The 26,213-nt window shown below is 70.0% G+C and carries 19 protein-coding genes and 1 pseudogene; 10 read left to right on the top strand and 10 right to left on the bottom strand.

The features are described 5' to 3' along the window. The first annotated feature begins 57 nt into the window (after positions 1-57). A complete protein-coding gene (locus tag C4V41_RS20480) occupies positions 58-5,631 on the top strand; it encodes a WD40 domain-containing protein (protein WP_103957510.1) in 5,574 nt (1,857 codons plus the stop codon). Here the strand turns inward: C4V41_RS20480 and C4V41_RS20485 are convergent. Then, on the bottom strand, positions 5,620-6,219 hold the full coding sequence (locus C4V41_RS20485) for a TetR/AcrR family transcriptional regulator (RefSeq protein WP_103957920.1): 600 nt from the start codon (positions 6,217-6,219) through the stop codon (positions 5,620-5,622). The genes C4V41_RS20480 and C4V41_RS20485 overlap by 12 nt on opposite strands. A gap of 97 nt (positions 6,220-6,316) precedes the next feature. Here C4V41_RS20485 and C4V41_RS20490 point away from each other — a divergent pair, with 97 nt between their 5' ends. Beyond that, positions 6,317-7,138: an SDR family NAD(P)-dependent oxidoreductase gene (locus tag C4V41_RS20490; RefSeq protein WP_103957511.1), complete on the top strand. Its 822-nt coding sequence runs from the start codon at positions 6,317-6,319 to the stop codon at positions 7,136-7,138. Between the two features lie 38 nt (positions 7,139-7,176). On the opposite strand, the gene C4V41_RS20495 is transcribed toward C4V41_RS20490, so the two are convergent. Together C4V41_RS20495 and coaE are read right to left on the bottom strand one after the other, a co-directional pair. Continuing rightward, entirely contained in the window at positions 7,177-8,613 is a 1,437-nt protein-coding gene (locus C4V41_RS20495; protein WP_103957512.1) for a glycoside hydrolase family 43 protein, read from the bottom strand. 71 nt (positions 8,614-8,684) lie between these two features. After that, complete coding sequence (gene coaE / locus C4V41_RS20500) at positions 8,685-9,287, bottom strand: dephospho-CoA kinase (RefSeq protein ID WP_103957921.1); 603 nt, start codon at positions 9,285-9,287, stop codon at positions 8,685-8,687. Between the two features lie 49 nt (positions 9,288-9,336). On the opposite strand from coaE, the pseudogene C4V41_RS64275 reads away from it, so the two are divergent. Next, a pseudogene (locus tag C4V41_RS64275) lies at positions 9,337-9,477 on the top strand (Clp protease N-terminal domain-containing protein); the annotation flags it as partial. Between the two features lie 433 nt (positions 9,478-9,910). On the opposite strand, the gene C4V41_RS20510 reads toward C4V41_RS64275, so the two are convergent. Next, positions 9,911-10,381 carry a GNAT family N-acetyltransferase gene (locus tag C4V41_RS20510; protein ID WP_103957922.1) on the bottom strand — a complete coding sequence of 157 codons (471 nt, stop codon included), beginning with the start codon at positions 10,379-10,381 and terminating at the stop codon, positions 9,911-9,913. 13 nt (positions 10,382-10,394) lie between these two features. Continuing rightward, positions 10,395-11,648 (bottom strand): alpha/beta fold hydrolase, encoded by a 1,254-nt coding sequence (locus C4V41_RS20515; RefSeq protein ID WP_103957514.1) that lies wholly within the window; start codon positions 11,646-11,648, stop codon positions 10,395-10,397. A 163-nt stretch (positions 11,649-11,811) separates the two neighbouring features. On the opposite strand from C4V41_RS20515, the gene C4V41_RS61925 reads away from it, so the two are divergent. Next, positions 11,812-12,387 carry a hypothetical protein gene (locus tag C4V41_RS61925; RefSeq protein ID WP_160150343.1) on the top strand — a complete coding sequence of 192 codons (576 nt, stop codon included), beginning with the start codon at positions 11,812-11,814 and terminating at the stop codon, positions 12,385-12,387. A 119-nt stretch (positions 12,388-12,506) separates the two neighbouring features. On the opposite strand, the gene C4V41_RS20525 is transcribed toward C4V41_RS61925, so the two are convergent. The 4 genes from C4V41_RS20525 to polA all read right to left on the bottom strand — a co-directional run bounded on the left by C4V41_RS20525 (position 12,507) and on the right by polA (position 19,330). Further along, positions 12,507-13,640, bottom strand: a complete 1,134-nt coding sequence (locus tag C4V41_RS20525) for an epoxide hydrolase family protein (protein ID WP_103957515.1) — start codon at positions 13,638-13,640, stop codon at positions 12,507-12,509. Positions 13,641-13,784: 144 nt separating this feature from the next. Continuing rightward, on the bottom strand, positions 13,785-15,272 hold the full coding sequence (rpsA, locus tag C4V41_RS20530) for a 30S ribosomal protein S1 (protein WP_103957516.1): 1,488 nt from the start codon (positions 15,270-15,272) through the stop codon (positions 13,785-13,787). A gap of 192 nt (positions 15,273-15,464) precedes the next feature. Further along, positions 15,465-16,565, bottom strand: a complete 1,101-nt coding sequence (locus C4V41_RS20535) for a polysaccharide deacetylase family protein (RefSeq protein WP_103957517.1) — start codon at positions 16,563-16,565, stop codon at positions 15,465-15,467. A 74-nt stretch (positions 16,566-16,639) separates the two neighbouring features. Then, on the bottom strand, positions 16,640-19,330 hold the full coding sequence (gene polA, locus C4V41_RS20540) for a DNA polymerase I (RefSeq protein ID WP_235030268.1): 2,691 nt from the start codon (positions 19,328-19,330) through the stop codon (positions 16,640-16,642). Between the two features lie 131 nt (positions 19,331-19,461). On the opposite strand from polA, the gene C4V41_RS20545 reads away from it, so the two are divergent. The 6 genes from C4V41_RS20545 to C4V41_RS20570 all read left to right on the top strand — a co-directional run bounded on the left by C4V41_RS20545 (position 19,462) and on the right by C4V41_RS20570 (position 24,693). After that, positions 19,462-19,806: a hotdog fold thioesterase gene (locus C4V41_RS20545; protein WP_103957923.1), complete on the top strand. Its 345-nt coding sequence runs from the start codon at positions 19,462-19,464 to the stop codon at positions 19,804-19,806. Positions 19,807-20,204: 398 nt separating this feature from the next. Further along, a complete protein-coding gene (locus C4V41_RS20550; RefSeq protein ID WP_235030269.1) occupies positions 20,205-21,497 on the top strand; it encodes a branched-chain amino acid ABC transporter permease in 1,293 nt (430 codons plus the stop codon). Between the two features lie 11 nt (positions 21,498-21,508). Next, positions 21,509-22,507: a branched-chain amino acid ABC transporter permease gene (locus tag C4V41_RS20555; protein WP_103957519.1), complete on the top strand. Its 999-nt coding sequence runs from the start codon at positions 21,509-21,511 to the stop codon at positions 22,505-22,507. Next, on the top strand, positions 22,497-23,435 hold the full coding sequence (locus C4V41_RS20560) for an ABC transporter ATP-binding protein (protein WP_103957520.1): 939 nt from the start codon (positions 22,497-22,499) through the stop codon (positions 23,433-23,435). Before C4V41_RS20555 ends, C4V41_RS20560 begins: the two co-directional genes overlap by 11 nt. Beyond that, complete coding sequence (locus C4V41_RS20565) at positions 23,432-24,226, top strand: ABC transporter ATP-binding protein (protein WP_103957521.1); 795 nt, start codon at positions 23,432-23,434, stop codon at positions 24,224-24,226. Before C4V41_RS20560 ends, C4V41_RS20565 begins: the two co-directional genes overlap by 4 nt. A gap of 65 nt (positions 24,227-24,291) precedes the next feature. Further along, the gene (locus tag C4V41_RS20570) at positions 24,292-24,693 is read left to right on the top strand and encodes a hypothetical protein (RefSeq protein ID WP_146103720.1); all 402 of its coding nucleotides are present in this window, start codon (positions 24,292-24,294) and stop codon (positions 24,691-24,693) included. A gap of 50 nt (positions 24,694-24,743) precedes the next feature. On the opposite strand, the gene C4V41_RS20575 is transcribed toward C4V41_RS20570, so the two are convergent. Beyond that, a complete protein-coding gene (locus tag C4V41_RS20575) occupies positions 24,744-26,036 on the bottom strand; it encodes an ABC transporter substrate-binding protein (protein ID WP_103957523.1) in 1,293 nt (430 codons plus the stop codon). Between the last annotated feature and the right edge of the window lie 177 nt (positions 26,037-26,213).

A 26,213-nucleotide genomic window follows, 5' to 3' on the forward strand; every position in this document is an offset into this window, starting at 1 on the left:
CCGACGATGATCGCACACGGCTATTACGGGGCCTACACGGCAAGGGATACTGGGCGGATGGCACGTGACGGAAGGCCCACGGAGATCTTCGTCAGCTACTCCCCCGCCGACACCGCCTGGGCGACCTGGATCGCCTGGGAGCTGGAGGCGGCGGGCTACAAGACCATGATCCAGGCGTGGGACTTCGTGCCGGGCACCAACTTCATCGACTTCATGGACCGCGGCGTCAGCGAGGCGCAGCTCGTCGTGGCCGTGCTCTCGCGCAACTACCTGACCTCGCGCTACGGGCGGATGGAGTGGCAGGCCGCGATGCGGGCCGATCCCGGCAACCCGTCCAACAAGCTCGTGACGATCAGGCTGGAGGACGTCCAGCTCGAAGGTCTGCTGTCCACGATCACCTGGGTCGACCTGCTGGGCGTCACCGACTCCGGGCAGGCCAGGGCGCTGCTGCTGGGCCGGGTCAGGGAGGCGATGGCCGGGCGGGCCAAGCCGGCCGCCGCGCCCGCCTTCCCCGACGGCTCCAGCGTCCCCGCGCCCGTGCCCACACTGCCGCCGGTGGAGAACGCCAGGGTGAGGCGGTCGCCCGTCACGGCCCCCACGTTCCCGCCGGCGGGCGGCGACGGCCGGGCCCGCGAGTCGATCAGCGTGCTGCACATCGGCGGCCCCCGGTTCGGCAGGGCGCTGCCCGATCCGGGCGAGCCGTTCACGCCCGAGGACATGCAGGCGCGCATTTGGGCCGATCTGACCGCCATGTACGACCGGGGCATGCCGCGTCCCGACCTCATGGTGGTCAGCGGCGACCTCACCGAGTCGGGCAGTCTCGGGCAGTTCGGGCAGGGGACACGGTTCGTGACCGACCTGCGGTTGCTGATCGGGCTGGAGCCGCACCGGCTGATCCTGGTGCCGGGCCCGCGCGACGTCACCAAGGCCGCCGCCAGCGCCTACTTCATGACCTGCGAGGCCGACGACGTGAGCCCGCAGCCGCCCTACTGGCCCAAGTGGCGGCATTTCGCCACGCTGTTCGGCGAGGTGTACCAGGGGCTGGACGACCGGGTGTTCGACGGCGGGCAGCCGTGGACGTTGTTCGAGGTGCCCGATCTGAAGGTGGTCGTGGCGGGGCTCAACTCGACGATGGCGATGAGCCATCTGGAGCGGGACGCGTACGCGCTGGTCGGGGAGGGGCAGGCGGCGTGGTTCGCCGAGCGGCTGCGGCCGTACGAGGAGCGCGGCTGGCTGCGGCTGGGCGCGATCGGGCATCCGCCGGAGGAGCTGAGGGACGCGCCGACGTTCGAACGGCTGCTGTCCCACCGGCTCAACCTGCTCTTCCACGGCGGTGCCGGACCGGCGGCCGAGGGCCGGATCGCCGCGCCGCGCTCCGGGCGGCACCACGTCGTCGAGCTGACCCCCGACGGGCTGCGCACGTGGCTGCCGGACGAAAGCGAGGGCGGGCCCGAGCGGGTGCGCTCGCGCTGGAAGGCGGCGCAGGCTCCGTTCACCGGCGAGAGCCCGCAGGCCCCGCCGCCCGCGCCTGAGCCGGAGGAGCGCGAGCCGAGCCCCGTCGAGCTGCTGCTCGACCGGATCACCGAGGTCTGTGAGGCCAGGCACGAGCGCGCCAAGATCCGCAGATTCGCCGCGCACCTGGTGGTCACCCATCCCGAGGACGGCTTCGTCCGCCAGACGATGATCGGCGCGCACGCCGGCGAGCTGACCGAGGACGTCACGACGGACTTCGCCCGCCGGGCACACGCCGCCGGGCTGGCCGCCGAGCTGGTCTACCAGGGGCCGCCGGCGCCTCGCGCGCTGCGCGACGACCTCATGCGCAAGGGCGTGCGGCTGCGCAGCTTCACCGAGTTCCAGGGCCTGCTCGACCTTACCGGCTACGTCGCCGAGCAGACCGCCAGGCTGACCACCGACCGCCGCTACCCGCCCGGCCTGTACGTCCCCCAGCGCTACCGCGAGCTCGACCGTCCCGGCAACCAGATCAGGCAGGGCCTGACCGACGAGCTGATGCGGCTGCTGGCCGCCGACCACGGCCGGTTCCTGCTGCTGCTGGGCGACTTCGGGCACGGCAAGACGTTCGCGCTGCGCGAGCTGGCCCGGCGCATCCCCGCCGAGCTGCCGCACCTGACGCCGATCCTCATCGAGCTGCGCGCCCTCGACAAGGCGCACTCGGTGGACGCCCTGGTGGCCGCGCACCTGGCGGGCCACGGCGAGGAGTTCATCGACCTCAAGGCGTTCCGCTACCTGCTGCGGCAGGGCCGGATCGTGCTGCTGTTCGACGGGTTCGACGAGCTGGTGACCCGGCTGACCTACGACCGGGCCGCCGACCACCTGGCCACGCTGCTGGCGGCGGCCGACGACAAGGCCAAGATCGTGGTGGCCAGCCGCACCCAGCACTTCAAGTCGCACAGCCAGGTCCTGACCTCACTCGGCGAGATGGTGGGGGTGCTGCCGCAGCGGCGGGTGCTCAGCGTCGAGGACTTCACACCCGACCAGATCCGCTCCTACCTGGCCAACCGGTTCGAGGGCGGCGCCGAGGCGGCGGCGCGCATGTCGCTGATGGGCGAGCTGGAGGACCTGCTCGCGCTGGCGCAGAACCCGCGCATGCTCAGCTTCATCGCCGACCTCGACGCCGACCGCCTGCGCACGGTGGCCGAGGCCCGCCACACGATCAGCCCGGCCCTGCTGTACGAGGAGATCCTCGGCTCCTGGCTGGCCTTCGAGGAGCGGCGGGCCAGGGTCCCCGGCTCCCCCGCCGCGCTCACCGTCGACGAGCTGTGGCAGGCGGTGACCGCGCTGGCGGTGCGGCTGTGGGAGTCCGGCGAGTCGCTGCTCGGCGTGGAGGAGCTGACCGAGATCGGCGAGACGCTGACCGGCCTGGCCGACGGGCAGCTCTCGGCCGCGCACGCCGCGTTCCGCATGGGGTCGGGCAGCCTGCTGGTACGCACCGAGGAGGGCATGTTCGGCTTCATCCACGCGTCGGTGATGGAGTGGCTGATCGCCCGGCACATCGCCGCCACGCTGACCGACCCCGTCCTGCTCGCGCTCCGCCCGCTGTCGGCGCTGACCGTGGAGTTCCTCTGCGACCTGGCCGACGTACGAGGGCTGCAGACGTGGGTGGCAGACCCGCCGGCCGACGACGTGTCCAGGGCCAACGCGGTCAAGATCGCCGCCCGGCTGCGCACGCCCGCCTACGCCGACCTGCGCGGGGCCAACCTCAAGGGCGAGGACCTGTCGGCCAGAGACCTGCGCGAGGTCGATCTCACCGGCGCCGACCTGTCCGAGGCGACCCTGGCGGGCACCAACCTGTCCAGGGCGATCCTGCGCGACGCCACGCTGATCGGCGCGCGGCTCGACGGCGCCCAGCTCACCGGGGCCGACCTGCGCGGGGCCGACCTGTCGGGGGCGCGGCTGGCGCAGGTGGACATGAGCGACGTGTCCGTCGAGGGCGCCCGCTGGCACCGGGCCGCGCTGATCAACGTGACCGGCACGCTGCCGCACCTGCCGGGCGCGGCCGTTGTGCCGGGGCAGCCGGTCGAGGTGGAGTTCGCGCCGGCCGGCATCGGGGTCCCGTACGGCTACCACTTCCAGACCAGCCGCCTGCCCGAGCCGATCGCCTACAGCCCCGACGGCGCCACGATCGCGATCGGCAACGAGGACGGCGGCGTCCTGCTGTGTGTGGGCGGCGCCCCCGTACGCACGCTGCAGGGGCACCGGGGCCGCGTCTACGCGGTCGTGTTCGCGGGCGACCTGCTGGCCACGGGCGCGAGCGACGGGCAGGTGCTGCTGTGGGACGCCCTGACCGGCGAGCGCCTGCGCGCCCTCCGAGGCCACGCCGACGGCGTGTGGCCGCTGCGCCTGAGCCCTTCCGGCGACCTGGTCGCGGCGGGCGGCGGCGACGGCGTCGTCCGCGTCTGGGAGACGGCCACCGGGCGGCTCGTCCACGAGCTGGCCGGGCACCGGGCGCCGATCTACACGGCCTCATTCGGCCGGTCCGCGCTGGTCACCGGCGACTCGGCGGGCGTGGTGCGCGTCTGGGACCTGGAGTCCGGGCAGGTGAAGGAGACGCTGGACGAGCACCGCGGCAGCGTCTACCGCGCCGTGCACAGCCCCGACGGCCGGCTGCTGGCCACCGGCGACGAGGCGGGCGCCGTCAGGCTCTGGGACACCGCCACGTGGACGCCGCTGCACACGCTGACCGGTCACACGGGCAGCGTCTACTGCGTGGCGTTCTCGCCCGACGGCTCGCTGCTGGCGACCGGCGACACGGCGGGCGGTGTGCGCGTGTGGGATCCGTCCGGCGCGGCCCGCGGCCTGCTCACCACGCACGCGGCGGCCGTCTACCAGGTGACGTTCAGCCCCGATGGGCACATCCTGGCCACCGGCGACGCCAACGGCGTCGTACGGCTGCAGCGGCTCGGCGGCGGCCAGCGCGTCGAGCTGACGGGCCACCGCAGCTCGGTGTGGCCGTTCGTGTTCAGCCCCGACGGGCAGCAGCTCGCCACCAGCAGCAACGACGGCACCGTGCGCCTGTGGGACCCCGGCTCCGGCCAGTGCCAGCGGGTGCTGCGCGGCCACGGGCGGCGGATCTCCTCGGTCCGGTTCAGCGCCGACGGCACCATGCTGGCGACCAGCGGCAACGACGGCGTCGTACGCGTGTGGGAGCCGCACACCGGGCGGCGGCTGCGCGAGTTCAGCGGCATCGCCGACCGGCTCATCTCGGCCTCCTTCTCCCCCGCCGGCCCGGTGCTGGCCACCTCCAGCAACGACGGCGGCGTGCACTTCTGGAACGCCGTCACCGGCGACTACGAGCGCGAGCTGCACGCCGAGACCGAGCACGTGTGGGCCGAGGCGTTCAGCCCCGACGGCGACATGCTGGCCACGGCCAACGACGACGACAGCGTGCACATCTGGTATCGCCCGACCGGGCGGCTGGCGGGCAACCTGACCGACCACCACGGGCGGGTGCGCTCGATCGCGTTCAGCCCCGACGGCCAGTACATCGCGACCGGCTGCGACGACAAGCTGGTCCGCCTGTGGCACGTGGCCTCCGGCGGCCGGGTGGCGACCCTCGAAGGGCACACCGACCGGGTCTACTCGGTGGCCTTCTCCCCCGACGGCCGCCACCTGGCCAGCGCCGGCAACGACGGCCGGGCCATGGTGTGGGAGCTGCGGCCCGGCCAGCCGTGGCAGCCGCGCCTGGCCCACACGCTCGGCCGGGCCGACGGGCGGCTGTGGAGCGTGGCCTTCTCCTCTGACGGCCGCCACCTGGCCACCGGGGGCGACGACCTGCTGATACGCGTCTGGGACACCGCCACCGGGCGGCTGCGGCACACGCTGGCCGGGCACACGCGCCGGGTGTGGTCGGTCGCCTTCAGCCCGTCGGCCGACCTACTGGCCAGCGCCGGTGACGACGGCGTGGTGATCCTCTGGGAGGGCGGGGAGCGGCGGGCGACCCTGCTGGGGCTGGCCGAGGGGTGGGCGGCGCTGGCGCCCGACGGCCGGTACAAGATCCAGGGCGAGCCGGCCGGGCAGTTCTGGCACGTGGTCGGGATGTCACGGTTCGAGCTGGGCGAGCTCGACCCCTACCTGCCGGGGGTGCGGCAGGTGCCGCTCGACTCACCCTTCTGACCCGCCGTCCTTGGGGAGTCCCGACATCGGGCGGCCCAGCAGGGCCGTGGCCACGGCGGCGACGTGCGGGGCCAGGTCGCCGGCCTCGGCCTTGGCCAGCTCGGGGGTGGCGACGACCGAGCGCAGGATGCCGATGCCGACCAGCCAGGCGCTGAGCAGCTCGGCCCGCAGCTCGGCGTCCTCCGTCTTTTCGCCGCCGGCCAGGTCGCGCAGAGCTGTCACGTAGGTGTCGCAGACCTCCTCGCGGATGCGCTGCCGGGTGTCCTCGTGGGCCGAGGAGCGCAGCATGGCGACCAGGGGGTGCTCGCCGCCGTACTCGGTCCAGTCGTGCAGGACGACCGCGCGGACCATGCGGGCGACCAGCTCCTCCGCCGGGCCGTCGAGCAGGCCGGGCGGGGCGTGCGCGGCGGTGGCCTCGTCGAAGAGGCGCTTCTTGGAGCCGAAGTAGCGGAAGATCAGCGTCGCGTCGACGCCTGAGTCCTTGGCGATGTCGCGGACGCTGGTGGCGTCGTAGCCCTCGCGGGCGAAGCGCAGCCTGGCGGCCTCCAGCAGGCGCGCCCTGGTGGCCTCCCGGTCCCTCTTCGGCACGCGGGGCTCCTCTCCGTAGTCATCGATCGTTGACATTGTACGCCGTGGCTGTGCTACGTTCCCTCAAGTCAGCGTTCGATGACTTAAAGGACGAAATATGCGGACTTATGTGGTGGCGGGTGGCACGACCGGCATGGGCAGAGGGCTCGCCCTGCACTTCCTGCGCCGGGGCGACCAGGTGACCGTCGTGGGCAGTTCCCCGGAGAAGGGCGAGCGCTTCCTTCAGGAGGCCGACCGGCTCGGAGCCTCGGATCGGGCCACGTACATCCGCGCCGACCTGACCTCGGTCGCGGAGAACCGGCGGGTGATCGAGGAGGTGCACACGCGGCACGACGCGCTGGACGGCCTGGTGCTGACCGCGAACCGGTACTTCTCCCAGCGGGCGGAGACCCCCGACGGGTACGAATCCACCTTCGCCCTCTACTACGTCAGCCGCTTCCTGCTCAGCCACGGGCTGACGGACCTGCTGGAGAAGGGTGCCGACCCGATGATCGTGAACATCTGCGGCGTCGGCGTCACCAAGGGCCGGATCCACTGGGACGACCTGTCCCTCGAACACGGCTACGGCGGCCTCAAGGCCATGCTCCAGGGCGGCCGCGCCACCGACCTGCAGGGCGTCGCGTACGCCGCGGCCCACCCCGGTGGCCGTACCCGCTATCTGCTGCACCACCCCGGCTTCACCGACAGCGGCACGGACAGCCTCGGGCAGCCCACCAAGGCGATCGTCAAACTGCTGGCCAAGGTCGCGGGGCAGCCGGTCGAGAAGGCCATCGCGCCGATCATCGAGCTGATGGACGCCCCGCCGGGCACAGGCCTGCTCGCCTACGACCGGCGAACCCCGGTCGATCCGTCGCTGAAGACCCTCGACCCGGGGAACGCCGCCCGCCTCTACGACCTCACCCGCCACCTGCTCCCCTAGCCAGGACAGGGAGGCGGTGAGGCCGATCCACCCGCGGCTTAGTACACCTCGATCCGGTCCATGCTGATCACCGTGCTGGTCGAGGCCGAGTTGCGCTCGCCGGTGACACGTACCTTCAGCGTGTGCTGCCCCGGCGCCAGCACCGGGCTCATGTAGTTGAGCTGTTCGCCGACCCGGATGGCGCTGTGGTAGTCGACGCGCTGTTCCGGACCGCCGTCGATGGAGATGGCGGCGATGCCGTTGCCCGTGTCGCGCACGCTCAGCAGGGCGACCCGGGTGCCGGTGAAGGTCACGGTCGCGGTCGCGCCCGCCTGGCCGCTCCAGTGGTCGTTGCCCCAGAAACACTGGTTGCCGCAGGCGGACCCGGACTGCCACGAGCCCCCGTACGTCACCTCCGGGCTGAAGTCGTCGATCACCGACGTGGCCGCGCCAGGATCGCCGGCGGGCAACTGCTGCGTGGCGCCCGCGGCGAGCGGACGGCCGAAGTTCGGGGTGCCGTCGCCGTTCCAGGTGAACTTCTGCACCCGCGCGGTACGGAAGTTGTAGGTGTTGGTGCTGGTGTTCTTGCCGTGGTAGGCGATCCAGTCCTCGGTGCCGTCCGGCGAGCGGAAGAACGAGTGGTGCCCGGGACCCCACACGCCGGTCGTGTCATTGCGGGAGAACACCGGCCCGGCGTGCTGCGTCCAGTTGGCCGCCACCATCGGGTCGGCGCCGTTCGCGATGCTCTTCATCCACAACTGGTAGTCCGGCTTGCCGGTGTCGCAGGTGGAGTAGGTCAGGAACGTCCTGCCGTTGCGGTAGAGCGGGGTGGGCCCCTCGCGGACCTCCGTGCAGCCGCCGTTGGCGGGAATGGCCACCCGGCCGCCGGTGACGGTCCACGGGTTGCTCATCCTGGCGATGTAGAGCTGCTGAGGGCCGCCCATGCCGCGCCCCGGGCTGGTCCAGACGAAATAGGACTGGCCGTTATGGGTGATCGGCTCGCCGTCGATGGCGTACTCGCCGAAGTCGGCGATCTTCGCCTTGAAGCTGTACGGGCCCATCGGGTCGTCGGCCGCGGACTCCAGCACGTACATCCGGTGGTTGGCGTCGACGCCGTCGGAGGCGGTGTAGTAGATGTACCAGCGCGAGCCGACATGGCGGAAGGCGGGGGCCCACATCTGGGTGTTGCGGCTGGTGTCGGTGTCGCGCCAGACGACCTGCTCCGGCGCGGCCAGCAGGGTCGCGAGGCTGCGCGACCTCCAGATGCCGATCCGGTCGCCGCGCGTGGTGGCCACGTAGTAGTCGCCGTTGTGGAACATCAGGCTGGGGTCGGCGCCGGCGTTGACCGGGTTACGGAACGACTGCGTCGCCGCGGCGCTCGCCTCGGCCACGGCGCCGGCACTCGCCGGGGCCACTGCGGCACTCGCCGGGGCCACCGGTGCGATCAGGCTCAGAGCGATGGCCAGGGCGACACTACAACGTTGTAAACGCGGCATATACGGTCCCTCCAGAATCCGGTCGGGCGATATTTCCGATAGTCATGGACGACGGTCATATCCGTCAATGGTCAACCGCGGGCGGCACGCCTCAGCAGTTCGTCCCAGACCTCGGCCACCCGGGCGTCGAGCTCCTCCAGCGGGCCCTCATTCGGGATCACGATGTCGGCCGCGGCCAGCCGTTCCTCGCGGCCGGCCTGCGCGGCGATGCGGGCCTTGGCGTCGGCCTCCGGCATGTCACGGTGCTCGGCCAGGCGCCTGATGCGCACGTCGTCGGCCGCGTCGACGACGATGACGACGTCGTACATGGGTGCCAGCTTGTTCTCCACCAGCAGCGGCACGTCATAGACCAGCACCGCGTCGTCGGCCGCCCGCCCCTGCAGCTCCGCGACCCGCTCCCCCACCAGCGGGTGCACGATCGCGTTGAGCGCGCCCAGCCGCTCGGAGTCGGCGAAGACGATCGACCCCAGTTTCTCCCGGTCGAGGGAGCCGTCGGGGCGCAGCACCTCGTCCCCGAACACGGCCACCACCCGCGCCAGCCCGGGCGTGCCGGGCTCGACCACCTGACGTGCGATCTTGTCCGCGTCGATCACGACGGCGCCCCTGGCCGCGAGCCGTTTCGACACCTCGCTCTTGCCCGAGCCGATCCCGCCGGTGAGCCCAATCTTCAACACGGCCCAAAGCCTATCCACCATCGTGCCGTACGGGTCCATCATCGGAGGCATGCTCACCAGGATCGTACGGGCCGCCCATGATCAGGCGGCCGCCGCCGGGGACGACTGGGTGGGGCCGCCCCACGTGGTGCTCGCCCTGCTGAACGACGACTCCCTCGCCGCCCGGGTGCTGGCCGAGGCCGGGCTCGACCACGCGCGCGCCCTGGAGTGCCTGCCCCGCCACGCGAGGCGCGGCCACCGGGCGGGCGGCTTCGCCAATCCGAGCTTCCACAAGCTGTTCGGCATCGCGACCGGCCTGGCCCTCGCCTCGGGCGCGCGCGAGCCCGCGCCGGAGCACTGGCTGCTCGCCCTGGCCTACGACGCCGAGATGGACAGGGAGCCGACGCCGCTGCACCTGTTCGAGGTGGACCCGGCCGTGGTGGTGGCGGCGCTGCGGCGGCACGGCGTCCAGACGCCGCCGATCGGCGTGCCCGAGCACGTGCCCTGGCGTGGCCACCACCAGATCGTGGTGCCCGCCGCCGCCCTTCAGGCCGTGCTCGACCGCCTCAACGCCGAGCACCCGGCGGGCTCGGAGTGGCGGTGGGGCTGGAACTGGGTGGACGACGACCTGGGCCGCGCCATGATCACCGCTGAGGAGGGGATCGATCTGGCGTCCTGCGCAGGTGCACCAGCGTCAGATGGTCGTCCATCCGCTCACGGCTCGTCTCCCGGTAGCCCAGGCGGCGATAGAGCCGCAGGTTTCCCGCCGACAGGTGACCGGTGAACAGGTCGAACGCCTCCGCCTCCGGCACCCGCTCGTGCAGGGCGCTCAGCAGGGCCGTGCCCAGCCCCTGACCCTGCCGGTCGGGGACGACGACCAGGCGTCCGACCAGGCAGGTCGTGCCGGACAGCCGCCCGCGCACCGCCCCGATGATCCGGCCGTCGTCGATCGCCTTGAGCACGACGGCGGTCTCGATGACCTTGCGCACCTGCTCCAGTGACTCGACCAGCGGCGGGATGAACGGGTCGCCGTAGAGCTGGGCCTCGGCCACGTAGGCGGCCCGCTGCACGGTGAGGATCTCACCCGCGTCGGCGGTCGCCGCCCGTTCGATCACCACGTACGGCAGCCTATTCCATACCCGCCGGGCACACCGTTCCGCGCGGGGGCAGCGCGCCGTTGACGAGGTAGTCGTGCACGCGGGCGCGCAGGCAGGTGGCGCGCAGCTTGCCCAGGCCCTGGAGCAGGTACGCACCGTGCCCGTCACCATGCCACAGCACCACGCCCCCCGGAACGCGCCCCGCCACCCTGGCCGCCGAAGCCGGCGGCGCGACGGTGTCCAGCCGCCCCACCCCCACCAGCACCGCCGCCTTCTTCCTCGCGTCCTTGCGTGGGAGGTGGGGTGGCCAGCTCGGGCCCTGGCGCAGGCCGAGGCAGCGGGCGATCTCGTGGCGGCCGCTCATCCAGCCCACCCGGGGCGCCACCTCGCGAAGCCGGGACTCCATCGCCAGGAACCGCCGGTAACCGGGCACGGCGGGCATGAAGTCGTGGCACGCCATCGACCGCGCCACCGTCCCCGGCGCCACCGGCCGGGCCATGACCGCCATCACGGCCAGGGCGCTCGCGTCACCCTCCGCCGCCGCGGCCATGGCGTGGGCCAGCTCGCCCCATCGCCCCGGGACGAGCCCGGCGGTCACCGCCGCCACGATCCGCCGGTCGTCCACCGTACGGCCGGGGCCGGCGGGCAGAGGCGCCCGGTCGAGCAGGTCGTCGAGGACCGCCACGGCGTCGCCGTCGCCCAGCGGACACCCCATGCGGCCCCGGCACCAGTCGCGGAAGGAGGTCAGTTGCCGCTCGATCGCCCGCGCGTGGGCGATCAGCCGCCGCCCCAGCCCTGGCTCCCCGTGGTCGGGCACGCCCTCCAGGTACATCCGCTCGACCCGGCGCGGAAACAGCTCCAGGTACGCCTGCCCGTACACCGCCCCATAGGAGTTCCCGAAGTACCGCAGCCGCGGCTCCCCGAGGGCGGCGCGCAGGGCGTCGAGGTCGTGGGCCACCTGCCAGGACGTGAGGCCGGCGTAGGCGGGTCCGGCGGCGATGCGGCAACTGCGGTCATAGGCGGCGTTGTCACGGGCGTAGGAGCGCCACTGAGCGGCTCCGGGGATGAGCTGCAACCGCAGCGGATCGGGCTGCGGCACCGAACACCGCACCATGGCCGGACTCCCCCGGTCACCGATCCCCCGCGCCTCGACGAGCACCACATCGAACCAGCGCGCCAGCTCATTCACGGTGTCCGGCCTGGCCCGCACCCCCTGGATGGTCGACCCTTCCCCGGTGTTCACCACCAGCGCCCCAAGACTGCGCGCGGGGTCCCGCGCGAGCATCCGCGCCACATCGATCCGGGTACGCTCGCCACGCGGCCGAGCCCAGTCGACCGGCACCGAAAGCCGCCCACACTGCAACCCGTCCCCGCAGTCCCACCACCCCAGCCCCCGCCGCCCACCAGGCCGAGGCCCAGGCGGCTGCACACCACCCCACTCACCCGACTTGGCGGACACACCGCTTCCAGCAGGCACGCCCAACCCAGCCACCCCAGGAAACGCCACCTGCGGCAACCACACCACCGACCCGGCGGACACTGCCGACCCAGACGAAGCCACCTGCGGCCACCGCACCGAGGACGGCGGGCGTGCGGACCGCACAGCCGACGCCACCGACCCGGCGGGCGCCGCCGACCCAGGCGAAGCCACCTGCGGCGACCACGCTGAGGACGGCGGGTGCGCGGGCCGCACGGCCGACGCCACCGTCACGACCGCCCCCGACGATCCGGCCCGCTCCGACGGCCCGAACGGCGCCGACTGCCCGATCCGTTCCGCCGGTCCCTGCTGCCCAGCCTGCCCCAGCGGAGCGACCTGTCCCGGCGGTGCGGCCCGCACCGGCTCGCCGGTCTGGCCCGGCGGGGTGGCCTGGGACCGGGGTGACGTCTGGAACCAGGTTGCCGCCTGTGGCCAGGTTGCCGCCTGTGGCCGGGATGCCGCCTGGGACGGCGGGGTGGCCGCGGTGGCTGGGATGGTGGTGGTGACGGCGGCCATGAGTGCGGCCGTCACCTGGGTCAGTCGCTGAACCATGCCCACTGCAGTTGCCCCCGGAAGTCGGTGTAACAGCCGCAGCCCAGTCTCTCAACCTCCAACCCCGCAGGTCAGAGGCTTGCAAAAGAGCCTTGGGTAAAATCTGCCGCCCCCTCAGCGGATCATCCGGAAAAACTCCCTTATGCCCGCCACCAGCGACCCCGGCGCCGCCATCGCCACCATGTGGCTGGGGCTGTGCGCCTCACCCCAGTACACGATGTCGTTGCCCCGCTCGGCGATGCGCCGCATCAGGGCCGAGCCGCCGTGCGTCACCCCGGTCGGCACCTCGCGCTGGTCGACGGGCAGCCCGGCCGCCCCTTCGTAGTAGGTCCACGAGGAAGAGCCGGCGGTGTCCGTCAGCCAGTACAGGGAGGCGTTGGTCAGCACCTGGTCGCGGTCGATGGGCTCGGCCCCCGACCCCCACCCGTCGAACTCCTTGAACCGCTCCACCAGGTAGGCAAGCTGGGCGACCGGCGAGTCGGCGAACCCGTACGCGAGCGTCTGCGGCCTGGCGGCCAGGTACGGCCCGTAGCCGCTGCCGCCCGACATCCACTCGGACATCTCCTCCAGCGTCTTCAGCTCCTCCTCGGTCGCGCCCTCGAAGTCCGCCGGGTCGCCCGTGGGAATGCCGAGCCCGGCCGTGATGAGCGAGCCGATGACGTGTTCGCCGTCCAGCGCGGCCAGCCTCGGCGTGACGAGCGCCCCGGCGTCGTTGCCCTGGGCGCCGTACCGGTCGTACCCGAGCCGGCGCATCAGCTCGGCCCAGGTGCGGGCCACCCGGTCGATGCTCCACGGCCGCTCGTCGGCGGGCTCGGGGAACCGCGAGAACGCGAATCCGGGCAGGGACGGCGCCACGACGTGGAAGGCGACGGCGGGGTCGAGCCCGTGGCCGCGCGGGTCGGTGAGCGGCCCGATGACGTCGAGGAACTCGGCGATCGTGTTCGGCCAGCTGTGCGTCATGATCAGCGGCACCGCGTCCGGCTCGGGCGAGCGTACGTGCAGGAAATGCACGTCCTGCCCATCGATGCGGGTGGTGAACTGCGGAAAGGCGTTCAGCCTGGCCTCCCGCGCCCGCCAGTCGAACCCGTCGGCCCAGTATTCGGCCAGCTCCCGCAGGTAGGCCACGGGCACGCCCCGTCCCCACCCGCCGGGCAACTGCGCGGCCCACCTGGTACGCCGCAGCCGCTCCCGGAGGTCGTCGAGGTCGGCCTGCGGAATGTCGATACGAAAAGGTGTGATCTCGTCCATGAACGAAACCGTAGACACGAATGCGGCAAGGTTCGTTCCGCATTCGTAGCCCGATTGACCGAAGGGCCCCGGGCATGCGAAAGGCCCCGCACGGTGTGCCGTGCGGGGCCTTTCGGAAAACTAGCTACGCCTCAGGACAGAGCCTCAGCTCTGGCCGCCGGCCAGCTTCTCGCGCAGAGCCGCCAGCGCCTCGTCAGAGGCGAGGGCGCCACTGGCCGGAGCCGACGACGACGAGGAGCCGCCCTGCTGGGGCTGCGTCTCGCCGCTGTAGGACGACGGAGCCGCCTCCCCGGCCTCGGCCTCGGCCTTGCGGGCCTCTTCGATCTGCTTGCGGTGCGCCTCGAAGCGGGTCTGAGCCTCGGCGTACTGCCGCTCCCACTCCTCACGCTGCTTGTCGAAGCCCTCGAGCCACTCACCGGTCTCCGAGTCGAAGCCCTCGGGGTAGATGTAGTTGCCCTGGTCGTCGTAGGTCGCCGCCATGCCGTAGAGGGTCGGGTCGAACTCGACCTCGGTGCCGACACCCTCGTTGGCCTGCTTCAGCGAGAGGCTGATGCGGCGACGGTCGAGGTCGATGTCGATGATCTTCACGAAGATCTCGTCGCCGACCTGGACGACCTGCTCCGGAATCTCCACGTGGCGCTCGGCCAGCTCGGAGATGTGGACCAGGCCCTCGATGCCCTCCTCGACCCGGACGAACGCACCGAACGGCACCAGCTTGGTGACGCGGCCCGGAACGACCTGGCCGATCTGGTGGGTGCGGGCGAACTGCTGCCACGGGTCTTCCTGAGTGGCCTTGAGCGACAGGGAGACGCGCTCGCGCTCCATGTCGACGTCGAGGACCTCGACCGTGACCTCCTGGCCGACCTCGACAACCTCGGAAGGGTGGTCGATGTGCTTCCAGGACAGCTCGGACACGTGGACCAGACCGTCGACGCCGCCGAGGTCCACGAACGCACCGAAGTTGACGATCGAGGAGACGACGCCCTTGCGGACCTGACCCTTCTGGAGGGTGTTGAGGAACGTCTGGCGAACCTCCGACTGCGTCTGCTCAAGCCAGGCGCGGCGCGACAGGACCACGTTGTTGCGGTTCTTGTCGAGCTCAATGATCTTGGCTTCGAGCTCGCGACCGACGTACGGCTGCAGATCGCGGACACGGCGCATCTCGACCAGGGACGCCGGAAGGAAGCCACGCAGGCCGATGTCAAGGATGAGACCACCCTTGACGACCTCGATGACCGTACCGGTGACGATGCCGTCTTCGTCCTTGATCTTCTCGATCGTGCCCCAGGCGCGCTCGTACTGAGCACGCTTCTTGGACAGGATCAGCCGGCCCTCCTTGTCCTCCTTCTGGAGAACGAGGGCTTCGACGTGTTCGCCGACTTCCACGACGTCAGCAGGGTCGACATCGTGCTTGATGGAAAGCTCACGCGAGGGGATGACACCCTCGGTCTTGTAGCCGATATCGAGAAGGACCTCGTCTCGATCGACCTTGACGACGGTTCCTTCGACAATGTCGCCGTCGTTGAAGTACTTGATGGTCTCATCGATCGCGGCGAGGAAGGCTTCCTCGGACCCGATGTCGTTGACCGCTACCTGCGGGGTGCTCGAGGTGGCCTCAGTGCTGGACGTCATGTGTGGAATTGCTCCGAACGCGGACAGGATGTCGATGTGGCGGATGCGCAGCAGGCCCTCTTCCGCATCAAGCCGAGCAATTACGACATCGACGTGACCGAGCGCGAGCCCGCTCCGTCTGAGGCGCGCGCGAGCCCACAACGCAGCGATCAGCATATGAGACCATCGTCGGGAGGTCAATCCGGGGAGAAGTCAATAGCTGTTCACCTGGAGCCCCCGTTTGGCGCCGATATTACCTCGAAGTTCCTCCGGGATGGAGATCCGCTCCGGATCACCGTCGCTGACATAGCGCTCACTGGGGTGCTTGCGCAGCCACTCCAGCCAGTATTGCGAGCACCACTTGCGGCACTCGCCCTTCTTGCCGTTGCTCTGGATCCGCTGGATCGCCCCGCGGTCGAATTTTTTCGCGTAGGGCGAAACCGATGGCTCGGCTCCGGCGAGGAACACGCCGGTGAAATCATACCGGCTGCCGTCCCATGATCCGGTGCGGGCGGCCTTCTTGGGACGCGGCATCGACCCGTACGGCAGCGCGATGGTCTCGGAGGGCGGCGCGCCGAGTTTCTTGAGCAGGCGTTCGATCCTGACGATCTGCTCGCTGACCTTCTTCTTGCGCAGCACCCGCAGGTTGGGATGGCGCCAGGTGTGGTTGGCCACCTCGTAGCCGTGGTCGACCAGCCACCGCACGGCCGCCGCCTGCGACTCGTGGTCGCGCAGCCCGAACGGCTCCCTGTTGACCCAGAACGTGGCCACCGGCCGGAACGACGGGTGTTTCCTGGACACCTCCTGAATCACCCCCACGGCCGTGTCGGGCCGCGGGTTGCCGCTCTCGTCCAGCGCGAAGTGACTGGGATGCCCGTCGTCGAACGTCAGCACGACCGGGAACTTCCCCGCCGGCACCCGGATCCGGCCGGCGGCGAACTCCTTGGCGGTGATCGGCACGTAGCCCTGCTTCGCCAGCTCCTCCAGCTCTTTCCTGAGCTGGGACGGCGACCTGTCGAGCGAGGCCAGGCGCTTGGCGAGGATCCGGTGGTACATCAGGACCGGCACCAGCCCGACCTCGTTGGCCTTCACCTGCCGGGCGAACTCGGGCGTGGCCACGACCCCGGGCGGCTCACCGACGGGGGCCAGGGTCGGGGCGGGCGACGGCTCGCCGCCCTGGACCTTGGCCACGTCCTTCGGCTTGGCGTGCGGGCGGCTCTCCGACGGCATGAGGCTCAGCCCCGCGATGGCGACTGTTACCACCACCACGTTCGCGATGCCGATGATCCGCGTGAGGGACGCTGATATCCGCACAGAACTCCCGGGCCGCTCGGTGGAACAGGGTGTCCAGGCTAGTGCAGAACCTCCCGGGAAGCGGCCTTGAGCCCCTAGTGGCCCGCGTCCTCCCAGGTGCGTCCCACGCCCACGGAGACCTCCAGCGGGACCCTCAGGTGGTAGGCCGCGTTCATCTGGTCGCGTACGAGCTGTGTGAGCCGCTCCAGCTCGCCCGGCACCACCTCGAACACGAGCTCGTCGTGGACCTGCAGCAGCATCCGGGAGGCCAGCCCCTCCTCGCCGAGCGCCTGGCGCACGTTGAGCATGGCGACCTTGATGATGTCGGCGGCCGAGCCCTGGATCGGGGCGTTGAGCGCCATCCGCTCGGCCATCTCGCGGCGCTGGCGGTTGTCGCTGGTGAGGTCGGGCAGGTAGCGGCGGCGGCCCATGATCGTCTCGGTGTAGCCGTCGGTGCGAGCCTGGGAGACGATGGCGTTGAGGAAGTCGCGCACGCCGCCGAACTCCTGGAAGTATTCCTCCTTCAGCGCCCGCGCCTCGGACACCGGGATGTTGAGCTGGGTGGACAGCCCGAAGTCGGACAGGCCGTAGGCCAGGCCGTAGTTCATCGCCTTGATGCGGGCCCGCAACTCGCCGTCGATCTGCTCGGGCGGCAGGTCGAACACCCGGGCCGCGGTGGCCTGGTGGAAGTCGTGGCCCGACTCGAACGCGGCGATCAGCGACTCGTCGCCCGACAGGTGGGCCATGATGCGCAGCTCGATCTGGCTGTAGTCGGCGGTCAGCAGCGTCTCGTAACCCTCGCCGACCGTGAAGCCCTGCCGGATGCGGCGGCCCTCGGCGGTGCGGATCGGGATGTTCTGGAGGTTGGGCTTCTCCGACGACAGCCGGCCGGTGGCGGCGATGATCTGGTTGAACGTGGTGTGGATGCGCCCGTCGTCGGCGATCTCCTTGATCAGGCCCTCGACCGTGGTGCGCAGCTTCTGCTGGTCGCGGTGGCGCAGCATGATCGTCGGCAGCTCGTGCTCGGTCTGGGTGACGAGCCAGGCGAGCTGGTCGGCGTCGGTGCTGTAGCCGGTCTTGATCTTTTTCGTCTTGGGCAGGTTGAGCCGGGTGAACAGGATCTCCTGGAGCTGCTTGGGCGAGCCCAGGTTGAACTGCTCGCCGACGGAGCGGTGGGCCTCCTCCACGGCGTGCTTGACCGCGGCCCCGAACTCGGCCTCCAGGCCGGTGAAGTAGGCGCTGTCGACGGCGATGCCCGCGCGCTCCATCTCGGCCAGCACCGACAGCAGCGGCAGCTCCACGTCGGCCAGGAGCTGGGTGCCGCCGCGCCCGGACAGGAAGGTCTCCAGGGAGTCGGCCAGCTCGAGCACGGCGTGGGCGCGCAGCGCGAGGTCCTTGGCCGGGGCGTCCTCGTCGTCGCCGAACAGCGCGGCCTGCCCGCTGGGCTCCTCCTCGGCCCGCAGGTCGCGGTTGAGGTAGCGCCTGGCCAGGTCTTCGAGCGCGAACGTGCGCTGCCCGGGCATCGCCAGGTAGGCGGCCAGGGCGGTGTCGCAGCTCAGGCCGCACAGCTCCATGCCCTGCGCCCAGAGGGCCAGGATGGGGCCCTTGGCGTCGTGGACGGCCTTGGGCTTGGTGGCGTCGCCCAGCCAGGCCCGCAGCGCCGTCTCGTCGGCCTCGGTGAGCTTGACGCGGTCGATGTGGGCGGCCGTGCCGTCGGGCGAGGCGATGGCGATGGCCTCGATGCGGCCGGTGCCGCTGCCGTAGGCGCCCTTGAGCGCGAGCCCGGCGCGGCCCTCGGGCAGCGCGGACAGCCAGCCGGCGACGCGGTCGGGGCCGAGGATCACGGTCTCGACCTCGAAGCCCTGCTCGGGCTCCTGCTCGCCGGTGCCGAGCACCTTGAACACCCGCTCGCGCAGCTCGCCGCGGATCTGCAGGGTGTCGAACAGCTTGTTGATCTCCTCGCGGTCCCACGCGCCCTGCGTGAGCTCGGCGATGTCGACCTCCAGGGGGACGTCGCGCAGCAGCTCGGTGAGCCGGCGGTTCATCAGCACCTGGGCGACGTGCTCGCGCAGCTTCTCGCCGACCTTGCCCTTGACCTCGTCGACCCGGTCGACCAGCTCGGTCAGCGAGCCGAACTCGCGCACCCACTTGGCCGCGGTCTTCTCCCCCACGCTGGGGATGCTCAGCAGGTTGTCGCTGGGGTCGCCGCGCAGGGCGGCGAAGTCGGGGTATTGCGCCGGGGTGAGACCGTATTTCTCCTCGACCGCCTCGGGCGTGAACCGGGTCATGTCGCTGATGCCGCGCCGCGTCATGAGCACGGTGACGTCGTCGTTGACGAGCTGCAGCGCGTCGCGGTCGCCGGTGACGATCAGGACGCTCATCCCCGCCGCGCCCGCGCGCGTGGCGAGGGTGGCGATGAGGTCGTCGGCCTCGAAGCCCGCCTTGGACAGGTGCGGGACGCGCAGCGTGTCGAGCAGCTCGTAGATGAGCTGCATCTGACCGCGGAAGTCCTCGGGGGTCTCGCTCCTGTTGGCCTTGTATTCGGCGTATTCCTCGTGGCGGAACGTCGGCTCCGACCTGTCGAAGGCCACCGCCACGTGGGTCGGCTGCTCATCGCGCAGAATATTCGTCAGCATCGAGGTGAACCCGTAGACCGCCTCGGTGTGCTGACCGTCGGTGGTCATCAGGTTGGCGTCCTTGAGCGCGTAGAACGCGCGATAGGCCAGGGAATGCCCGTCAAGCAGCAGCAGGCACGGGCGGCTGGGGGTCACTTCACTCTTCGGCACGTACGCAGCCTAGTCTGCGTCTCCGACAGAAAACCTGAGCTCGGAAGAGTGGAGACGTCCCTTTGACACAGACCAACCCCCTGGAGACGTCCGTGCTCGGCGACCTGCACCAGGGCACCCTGGCGGACCGGATGGGCATCGAGTTCGTCGAGGCCGGGGCCGAGCGGGTCGTGGGCCGGATGCCCGTCGAGGGCAACACCCAGCCGTACGGGCTGCTGCACGGCGGCGCCTCCGCGGTGCTCGCCGAGACCCTGGGCTCGGTGGCGGCGGCCATCCACGCCGGCGCCGGGCGGATCGCCGTGGGCATCGAGATCAACGCCACCCACCACCGCTCGGCGACCTCCGGCCACGTCACGGGGGTCGCGACAAGGTTGCACGGCGGTCGCACTTTGGCAACGTACGACATCGTGATCACCGACGAGGAGGGGCGGCGCGTGTGCACCTCGCGTCTCACGTGCATGCTGCGCGACGTCTGACCCAAAGGTCACTTTCGCCGACCCTTTGCGCGTGAGCCCCGCGGGTCGCTACGGTTGTCCGAGCAGAGCCCGCGGGGAGGCCCAGTAGATAACGTGTACGGCCGGGGAAGCCCTACATGGCCCCAAAGGCCGCCTCGCGGGCTCGTAGGTGAAATCACGGCGATCGTTATCGATTCGTTTCCCCAAGACGCCAGGCGTCTACCTCGATTTAGCCCCTGACCAGGGTCGTTGATTCCTCACATGAGTGACACGCAGTTGTCACTAATTGGTGACGAACGATACTGAAACGGGCGCGACCAGAATAAGCTCCCGCCATCGCATCCCAGTTGTGCCTGCGATGCGCGCGTGTCGAGATGGAGGGGCACAACCCCGCCTTGACCTAACTTGAGGGAGCACCATTGCGCAGAGCCGTGATCGCGTTCACGGCCTTTCTGGGTGGACTCATCTTCCTGCTCGCCGGTCCCGCCTACGCGGGCCCGGCTGACTGCCAAGGACTGAAGGGCACACTCAAACTCCAAGGCCAGCCAGTGAACGGCGCCAAAATCGCCGTGACCACCGAGGGCGGACAACCCGTCAAGGAGGTCACATCCAACGCACAAGGCGCGTGGGACGTTCAGGTCGATGACCCCGGCAAGTACAAGGTCACCCTGGACGCCAGTTCCCTTCCGCAGAACAGCGAAGTGCGCGGTGGCAACAACGTGCGCACGCCGACCGTCTACGAGGGCAACTGCTCCACCGTCCTGTTCGCGCTCCAGCCGAAGAGCGCGCCTGGCCAGCCGACGCAGGGGGAGGGCGGCGGCGGGAGCACCTTCTGGACCCAGGCCGCCCAGCTCACCTTCGAGGGGCTGAACCTCGGTCTGATCATCGCCCTGGCCGCGCTGGGCCTGTCGCTCATCTACGGCACCACCGGCCTGACCAACTTCGCCCACGGCGAGCTGGTCACCCTGGGAGCGATCCTGGCCTATGCCTTCAACGTAGGCATGGGGCTGCATCTCATCCCGGCCGCGCTGATCGCCGTCATCGCCGGCGGCGTCCTCGGCTACTTCCAGGACCGTCTGTTCTGGGGGCAGCTGCGCAGGCGCGGCACCGGCATCATCGCCATGATGATCATCTCGATCGGCGTCGCGCTCTTCATGCGCTACGTGTTCCTGATCTTCTTCGGGGGGCAGACCGAGGCCTACGCGCAGTACACCGCGCAGCCCGGCATCGAGGTGGGGCCGATCTCGGCCGCGCCCAAGAACTTCGTGGCCATGGGCGTCGAGCTTCTGGTCCTCATCATCGTCGGCATCGCGCTGCTGCGCACCCGCACGGGCAAGGCGGCCCGCGCCGTGGCCGACAACCCCGCGCTCGCGGCCTCCTCCGGCATCAACGTCGACCAGGTCATCCGGATCATCTGGACGACGGGCGGCGCCATCGCCGCGCTGGCCGGCATCATGCTCGGGCTCTCGCAGAACCTGAAGTACACGATGGGCCAGGACATCCTGCTGCTCATCTTCGCCGGTGTGACGCTCGGGGGGCTCGGCACCGCGTTCGGCGCCCTGGTGGGATCGCTCGTGGTCGGCCTGTTCATCCAGGTCTCGACCCTGTGGGTGCCGCCGGAGCTCAAGAGCGTGGGCGCGCTCGCCGTGCTCATCATCGTGCTCCTCGTCCGGCCACAGGGCATTCTCGGCCGCCGCGAGCGGATCGGCTGATCGGGGGAAACATGGACTGGATCACGATCATCAGCACCACCCTCAAGGCCGCCGTGGGCGTCGAGACGGTGCTGTACGCGCTGGCCGCCATCGGCCTCAACGTGCACTTCGGCTACACCGGCCTGCTGAACTTCGGCCAGGCCGCGTTCATGGGCGTGGCCGGCTACGGCCTGGCCGTCACGGTCACGGTCATGGGCCTGCCGTTCTGGGTCGGCATCATCGTCGGCCTGGTCGCCGCCGTCATCCTGGCGATCCTGCTGGGCATTCCGACCCTGCAGCTGCGCGCCGACTACCTGGCCATCGTCACCATCGCGGCGGCCGAGATCGTCCGGCTCGTCTTCCGCTCGGTGCAGTTCAAGGGAGTCTTCGGCGGCTCCGACGGCCAGCGCGGCTTCAGCGAGGGCTTCTACGCGCTCAACCCGTTCCCCGAGGGTGAATACGGTTTCAACCTCGGTCCCGTGCCGCTGTTCTACGGCCACCGCACGCTCTGGGTGCTGACCGTCGGCTGGTTGCTGATCGCGCTGTGCTGCTTCATCGTCTACCTGCTGATGAAGAGTCCCTGGGGCCGCGTGCTCAAGGCCATCCGCGAGGACGAGGACGCGGTGCGCAGCCTCGGCAAGAGCGTGTTCTCGTACAAGATGCAGTCGCTCATCCTGGGCGGCGTCATCGGCTCGCTCGGCGGCTTCATCTACGGCCTGGCCTACGCCTCGGTGCAGCCCGACGTGTTCGGCACCGAGACGACCTTCTACATGTACACGATGCTCATCCTCGGTGGCGCGGCGCGCGTGCTCGGCCCCGTCGTCGGCGCGAGCCTCTTCTGGGTGCTGCTGGTGCTCATCTACGGTGTGATGTCCGAGGCGGTCGGCGCCGGGATCATCACGTTCATGGACACCAACCAGGTCGGCGCCATGCGCTGGATCCTGGTCGGTCTCGGCCTGATCCTGTTGCTCATCTTCCGGCCACAGGGCATCTTCGGTGACAAGAGGGAGATAGCAATCGATGCACGCTGAGACCGTATCGACCAACCGCAAGTCCGAGGCGCTGGCCGCGTTCAAGGACCTGGCCCGCGAGCCCGGCGTGCCGAAGCCCGACCCCATCCTCGTGGTGGACAACGTGGTGCGCCGCTTCGGCGGGCTCACCGCCGTCGAGGTGGACCACGTCGAGATCCAGCGCGGCTCCATCACCGCGCTGATCGGGCCCAACGGGGCGGGCAAGACCACGTTCTTCAACCAGCTCACCGGGTTCGACAAGGCCGACTCCGGCGCCTGGACGTTCAACGGGCGCTCCATGAACGGCGTGCCCGCGCACAAGGTGGCGCGCTCCGGCATGGTGCGCACCTTCCAGCTCACCAAGGCGCTGTCGCGCCTGACGGTGCTGGAGAACATGCGCCTGGGCGCGCAGCAGCAGAAGGGCGAGAACTTCTGGCGGGCCCTCATCCCGTCCACCTGGCGCCGTCAGGAGGACGAGATCACGGTGCGGGCCGAGGAGTTGCTGGCCCGGTTCAAGCTCGACGCCAAGCGCGACGACTTCGCCGGGTCGCTGTCCGGCGGCCAGCGTAAACTGCTGGAGATGGCCCGCGCGCTCATGGTCCATCCCGAGCTGGTCATGCTCGACGAGCCGATGGCCGGGGTGAACCCGGCGCTGACGCAGTCGCTGCTCGGCCACGTCAAGGACCTGCGCGAGCAGGGCATGACGGTGCTGTTCGTGGAGCACGACATGGACATGGTCCGCGACATCAGCGACTGGGTGATCGTCATGGCGCAGGGTGCGGTCATCGCCGAGGGCCCGCCCTCGACGATCATGTCCGACGAGCGCGTGATCGACGCCTACCTGGGCGCCCACCACGACGCCCCGCTGTCGGAGAGCGAGCTCGAGGCCCAGCTCCACGAGGCCGAGGCCGCTCTGGAGGCCGAGATCGAAGAGGAGACGCAGAAGTGAGCGCCGACGAAGCGCCGGTCGAGTCGAAGGCGGCGGTCATCGACCGCAGCGCCCACCTGGCAGGGGCCGAGAACGCCGTGCTGCGGTGCGACGAGCTGATCGCGGGCTACCTGCCGGGCGTCAACATCCTCAACAACTCCGACCTCTACGTGGGGGACGGCGAGCTGATCGGCATCATCGGCCCCAACGGCGCCGGTAAGTCGACCCTGCTCAAGGCCATGTTCGGGCTGGTCAACATCCGCAGCGGCAAGGTCCTGCTGAAGGGTGAGGACATCACGAACATGAAGGCGCACTCGCTTGTCGCGCGGGGCGTCGGTTACGTGCCGCAGACCAACAACGTCTTCCCCAGCCTCACCATCGAGGAGAACCTCGAAATGGGCGCCTTCCAGGTGCCGAAGAAGTTCAAGGAGCGCTTCGAGTTCGTGGCCGAGCTGTTCCCCGCGCTCAAGGAGCGGCGCAAGCAGCGCGCCGGCTCCCTGTCCGGCGGTGAGCGGCAGATGGTGGCCATGGCCAGGGCGCTCATGACCGAGCCCTCGGTGCTGCTGCTCGACGAGCCGTCGGCCGGTCTGTCGCCCAAGCTGCAGGACCTGGTGTTCATCCAGGCCCAGCAGATCAACAAGGCCGGCGTGACGGTCATCATGGTGGAGCAGAACGCGCGGCGCTGCCTGCAGATCTGCCACCGCGGCTACGTGCTCGACCAGGGCCGCAACGCCTACACCGGCACCGGGCAGCAGCTCGCCAACGACCCCAAGGTCATCGAGCTCTATCTCGGCACGCTGGCCAAAGCGTAACCAGGTCGTCTCAGAACGGAGAAGGGGCTCCCCACGGGCCCCTTCTCCGTTTTTTAATGACTGATGTGAAACGTTTGGCGACAGCCGCGCTCATTCTGCCCTTCCTGCTCGCCGGCTGCCAGGACGACGCCTCCTCGGCGGACCGGTACAGCACGGGCGGCGACGCCACCGACAGCCCGTGCGCCCGTGTGGTCTCCTCCATCGGGTACGCGGGCCTGATGCTGAAGCCGAAGGGGCAGGAAGAGGCGCAGAACTTCGAGGACGCCGTGATCGGCCGTCTGTCGGAGGTACGCGGCATCACGCTGCAGTTCGGCACCCGGCTGCCCGATTCGCTCCGCGGGGCCGTAGAGACCATTGAGGAGACGACTGAGGGGCTTTCCAGGAACGACGTGCCGCGGGAGCGGCAGGTGGCGCTGCTGAAGCGCTACCGGGGTGCGGCCGACCAGATCGTGGCCGGGTGCGAATGACATGAAAAGGGCCCGGTCGTGGTGACCGGGCCCTTTTTTCTGCTTACTGCTCAGCCGGCGATGTTGCCGGTGCGGTACTCGAGCGCCTTGGTGGCGTACTTGTTGTCGTCGCCGTACTGGTAGATACCGATGGTGGCGACGGCCGGGTCACCGGCGTCGTTGAACTCGACCGGGCCGCTCACGCCCTCGTAGTCGATGTCCTTGCCGGCCTTCAGCAGGTCGACGCAGGCCTTGAAGTTGGTGCACTTCTCGCCGCCCTTGCTGACCTCGGCCAGCTTGGTCGCGATGTCGGTGCCCGCGTCGCTCTTGGCGGCCTCGGCGGCCAGCGCGACCAGGTTGGCGGCGTCGTAGGACTCGGGGGCGTAGCTGAAGTCCTCGAGCTTGCTGTTGACGCCCAGGAGCTTCTTCTGGAAGTCCTCGGGAGCCGCGGCACCGGGGATGGTGCCCTTGACGCCGTCGAGCGTGCCCTTGGGCATCTTGATGTAGTTCGTGTTGGACGTGTTGCCGTCCACCATGTACCACTTGTGCTTGCTGGCCGGCAGGCCCTGCTTGACCAGCTCCTGGACGACCTTGGCGGTCTCCTCGAAGCCGATCAGCACGATGCCCTTGGGGTTCTTGGCCTTGAGCTTGGCCACGTCGGCCGAGAAGTCGGCGGCCTTGGGGTCGTAGTCGACGCGCTCGACGACTTCGGCACCGCCGTCGGTGACCGTCTTCTGGACCTGGTCGGCCAGGCCGGTGCCGTACGAGTCCTGCATCGCGAGGATGCCGACCGTGTCGTTGCCGTCCGCCACGATCAGGTCACCGAGCACGCGGCCCTGCAGCTTGTCCGGCGGCGAGGTGCGGAAGTAGAGACCCTTGTCCTCGATCGTGGTGAACTTGTCGGAGGTGTTGGCGGGCGAGAAGTGCACCACGCCGGCACCCGTGATCTTGTCGATCACCGACTCCGACACCGACGAGGAGGCGGCGCCGATGATGGCGTCGGCCTTCTGCGCCAGCAGCTTGTCCACCGACTGCGAGGCGATGTTGGTCGTCGTGTCGCCCGAGTCCGTGTCGAACTTGGCGACAGGCTTGCCGAGCACGCCCCCGGCCTCGTTGATCTCCTTGAGCGCGAGGTCGACCCCGGCGAACTCGGGCGGGCCGAGGAACGCCAGAGACCCGGTCTGCGGGAGCAGCGTGCCAAGGGTGAGGACGCCGTCGCCCTTTGCCGCCGGTGCCGACGAGGCAGGCGCGGCACTTGGGGAAGTCTGCGTAGCGGTGTCACCGCCACCACCGCAGGCTGTCAGGGCCAGGCTGGTGGCAGCCACGACAGCCAGCGCCCGCCCCACGGGAGCAATGCGGATCATGAAGTGTCTCCTTCATTCCAGGCCGGGATACGTCAGCACCGCCGAACGTTCCCGATCGAATGACGGAAACGTTATAAAAAGCGAGCACGCTCCAACCAGATGCTCAGGTGAACTGTCGGCACTTGGATGCTGAGTCGTAATCACTCCTCAACTTACGGGACCTGGGCAGGGACACTT

This window comes from Nonomuraea solani, assembly GCF_900108335.1.
In the GTDB taxonomy this organism is placed as follows: Bacteria; Actinomycetota; Actinomycetes; order Streptosporangiales; family Streptosporangiaceae; genus Nonomuraea; species Nonomuraea solani.

Excerpts from the sequence above, each read along its gene's own strand:
- C4V41_RS20480 (WP_103957510.1), top strand. The coding sequence starts at position 58 with ATGGCACGTGACGGAAGGCCCACGGAGATCTTCGTCAGCTACTCCCCC.
- C4V41_RS20490 (WP_103957511.1), top strand. The coding sequence starts at position 6,317 with ATGCGGACTTATGTGGTGGCGGGTGGCACGACCGGCATGGGCAGAGGG.
- C4V41_RS20495 (WP_103957512.1), bottom strand. The coding sequence starts at position 8,613 with ATGCCGCGTTTACAACGTTGTAGTGTCGCCCTGGCCATCGCTCTGAGC.
- C4V41_RS20515 (WP_103957514.1), bottom strand. The coding sequence starts at position 11,648 with ATGCTCGCGCGGGACCCCGCGCGCAGTCTTGGGGCGCTGGTGGTGAAC.
- C4V41_RS20525 (WP_103957515.1), bottom strand. The coding sequence starts at position 13,640 with ATGGACGAGATCACACCTTTTCGTATCGACATTCCGCAGGCCGACCTC.
- rpsA (WP_103957516.1), bottom strand. The coding sequence starts at position 15,272 with ATGACGTCCAGCACTGAGGCCACCTCGAGCACCCCGCAGGTAGCGGTC.
- C4V41_RS20545 (WP_103957923.1), top strand. The coding sequence starts at position 19,462 with ATGGGCATCGAGTTCGTCGAGGCCGGGGCCGAGCGGGTCGTGGGCCGG.
- C4V41_RS20555 (WP_103957519.1), top strand. The coding sequence starts at position 21,509 with ATGGACTGGATCACGATCATCAGCACCACCCTCAAGGCCGCCGTGGGC.
- C4V41_RS20560 (WP_103957520.1), top strand. The coding sequence starts at position 22,497 with ATGCACGCTGAGACCGTATCGACCAACCGCAAGTCCGAGGCGCTGGCC.
- C4V41_RS20575 (WP_103957523.1), bottom strand. The coding sequence starts at position 26,036 with ATGATCCGCATTGCTCCCGTGGGGCGGGCGCTGGCTGTCGTGGCTGCC.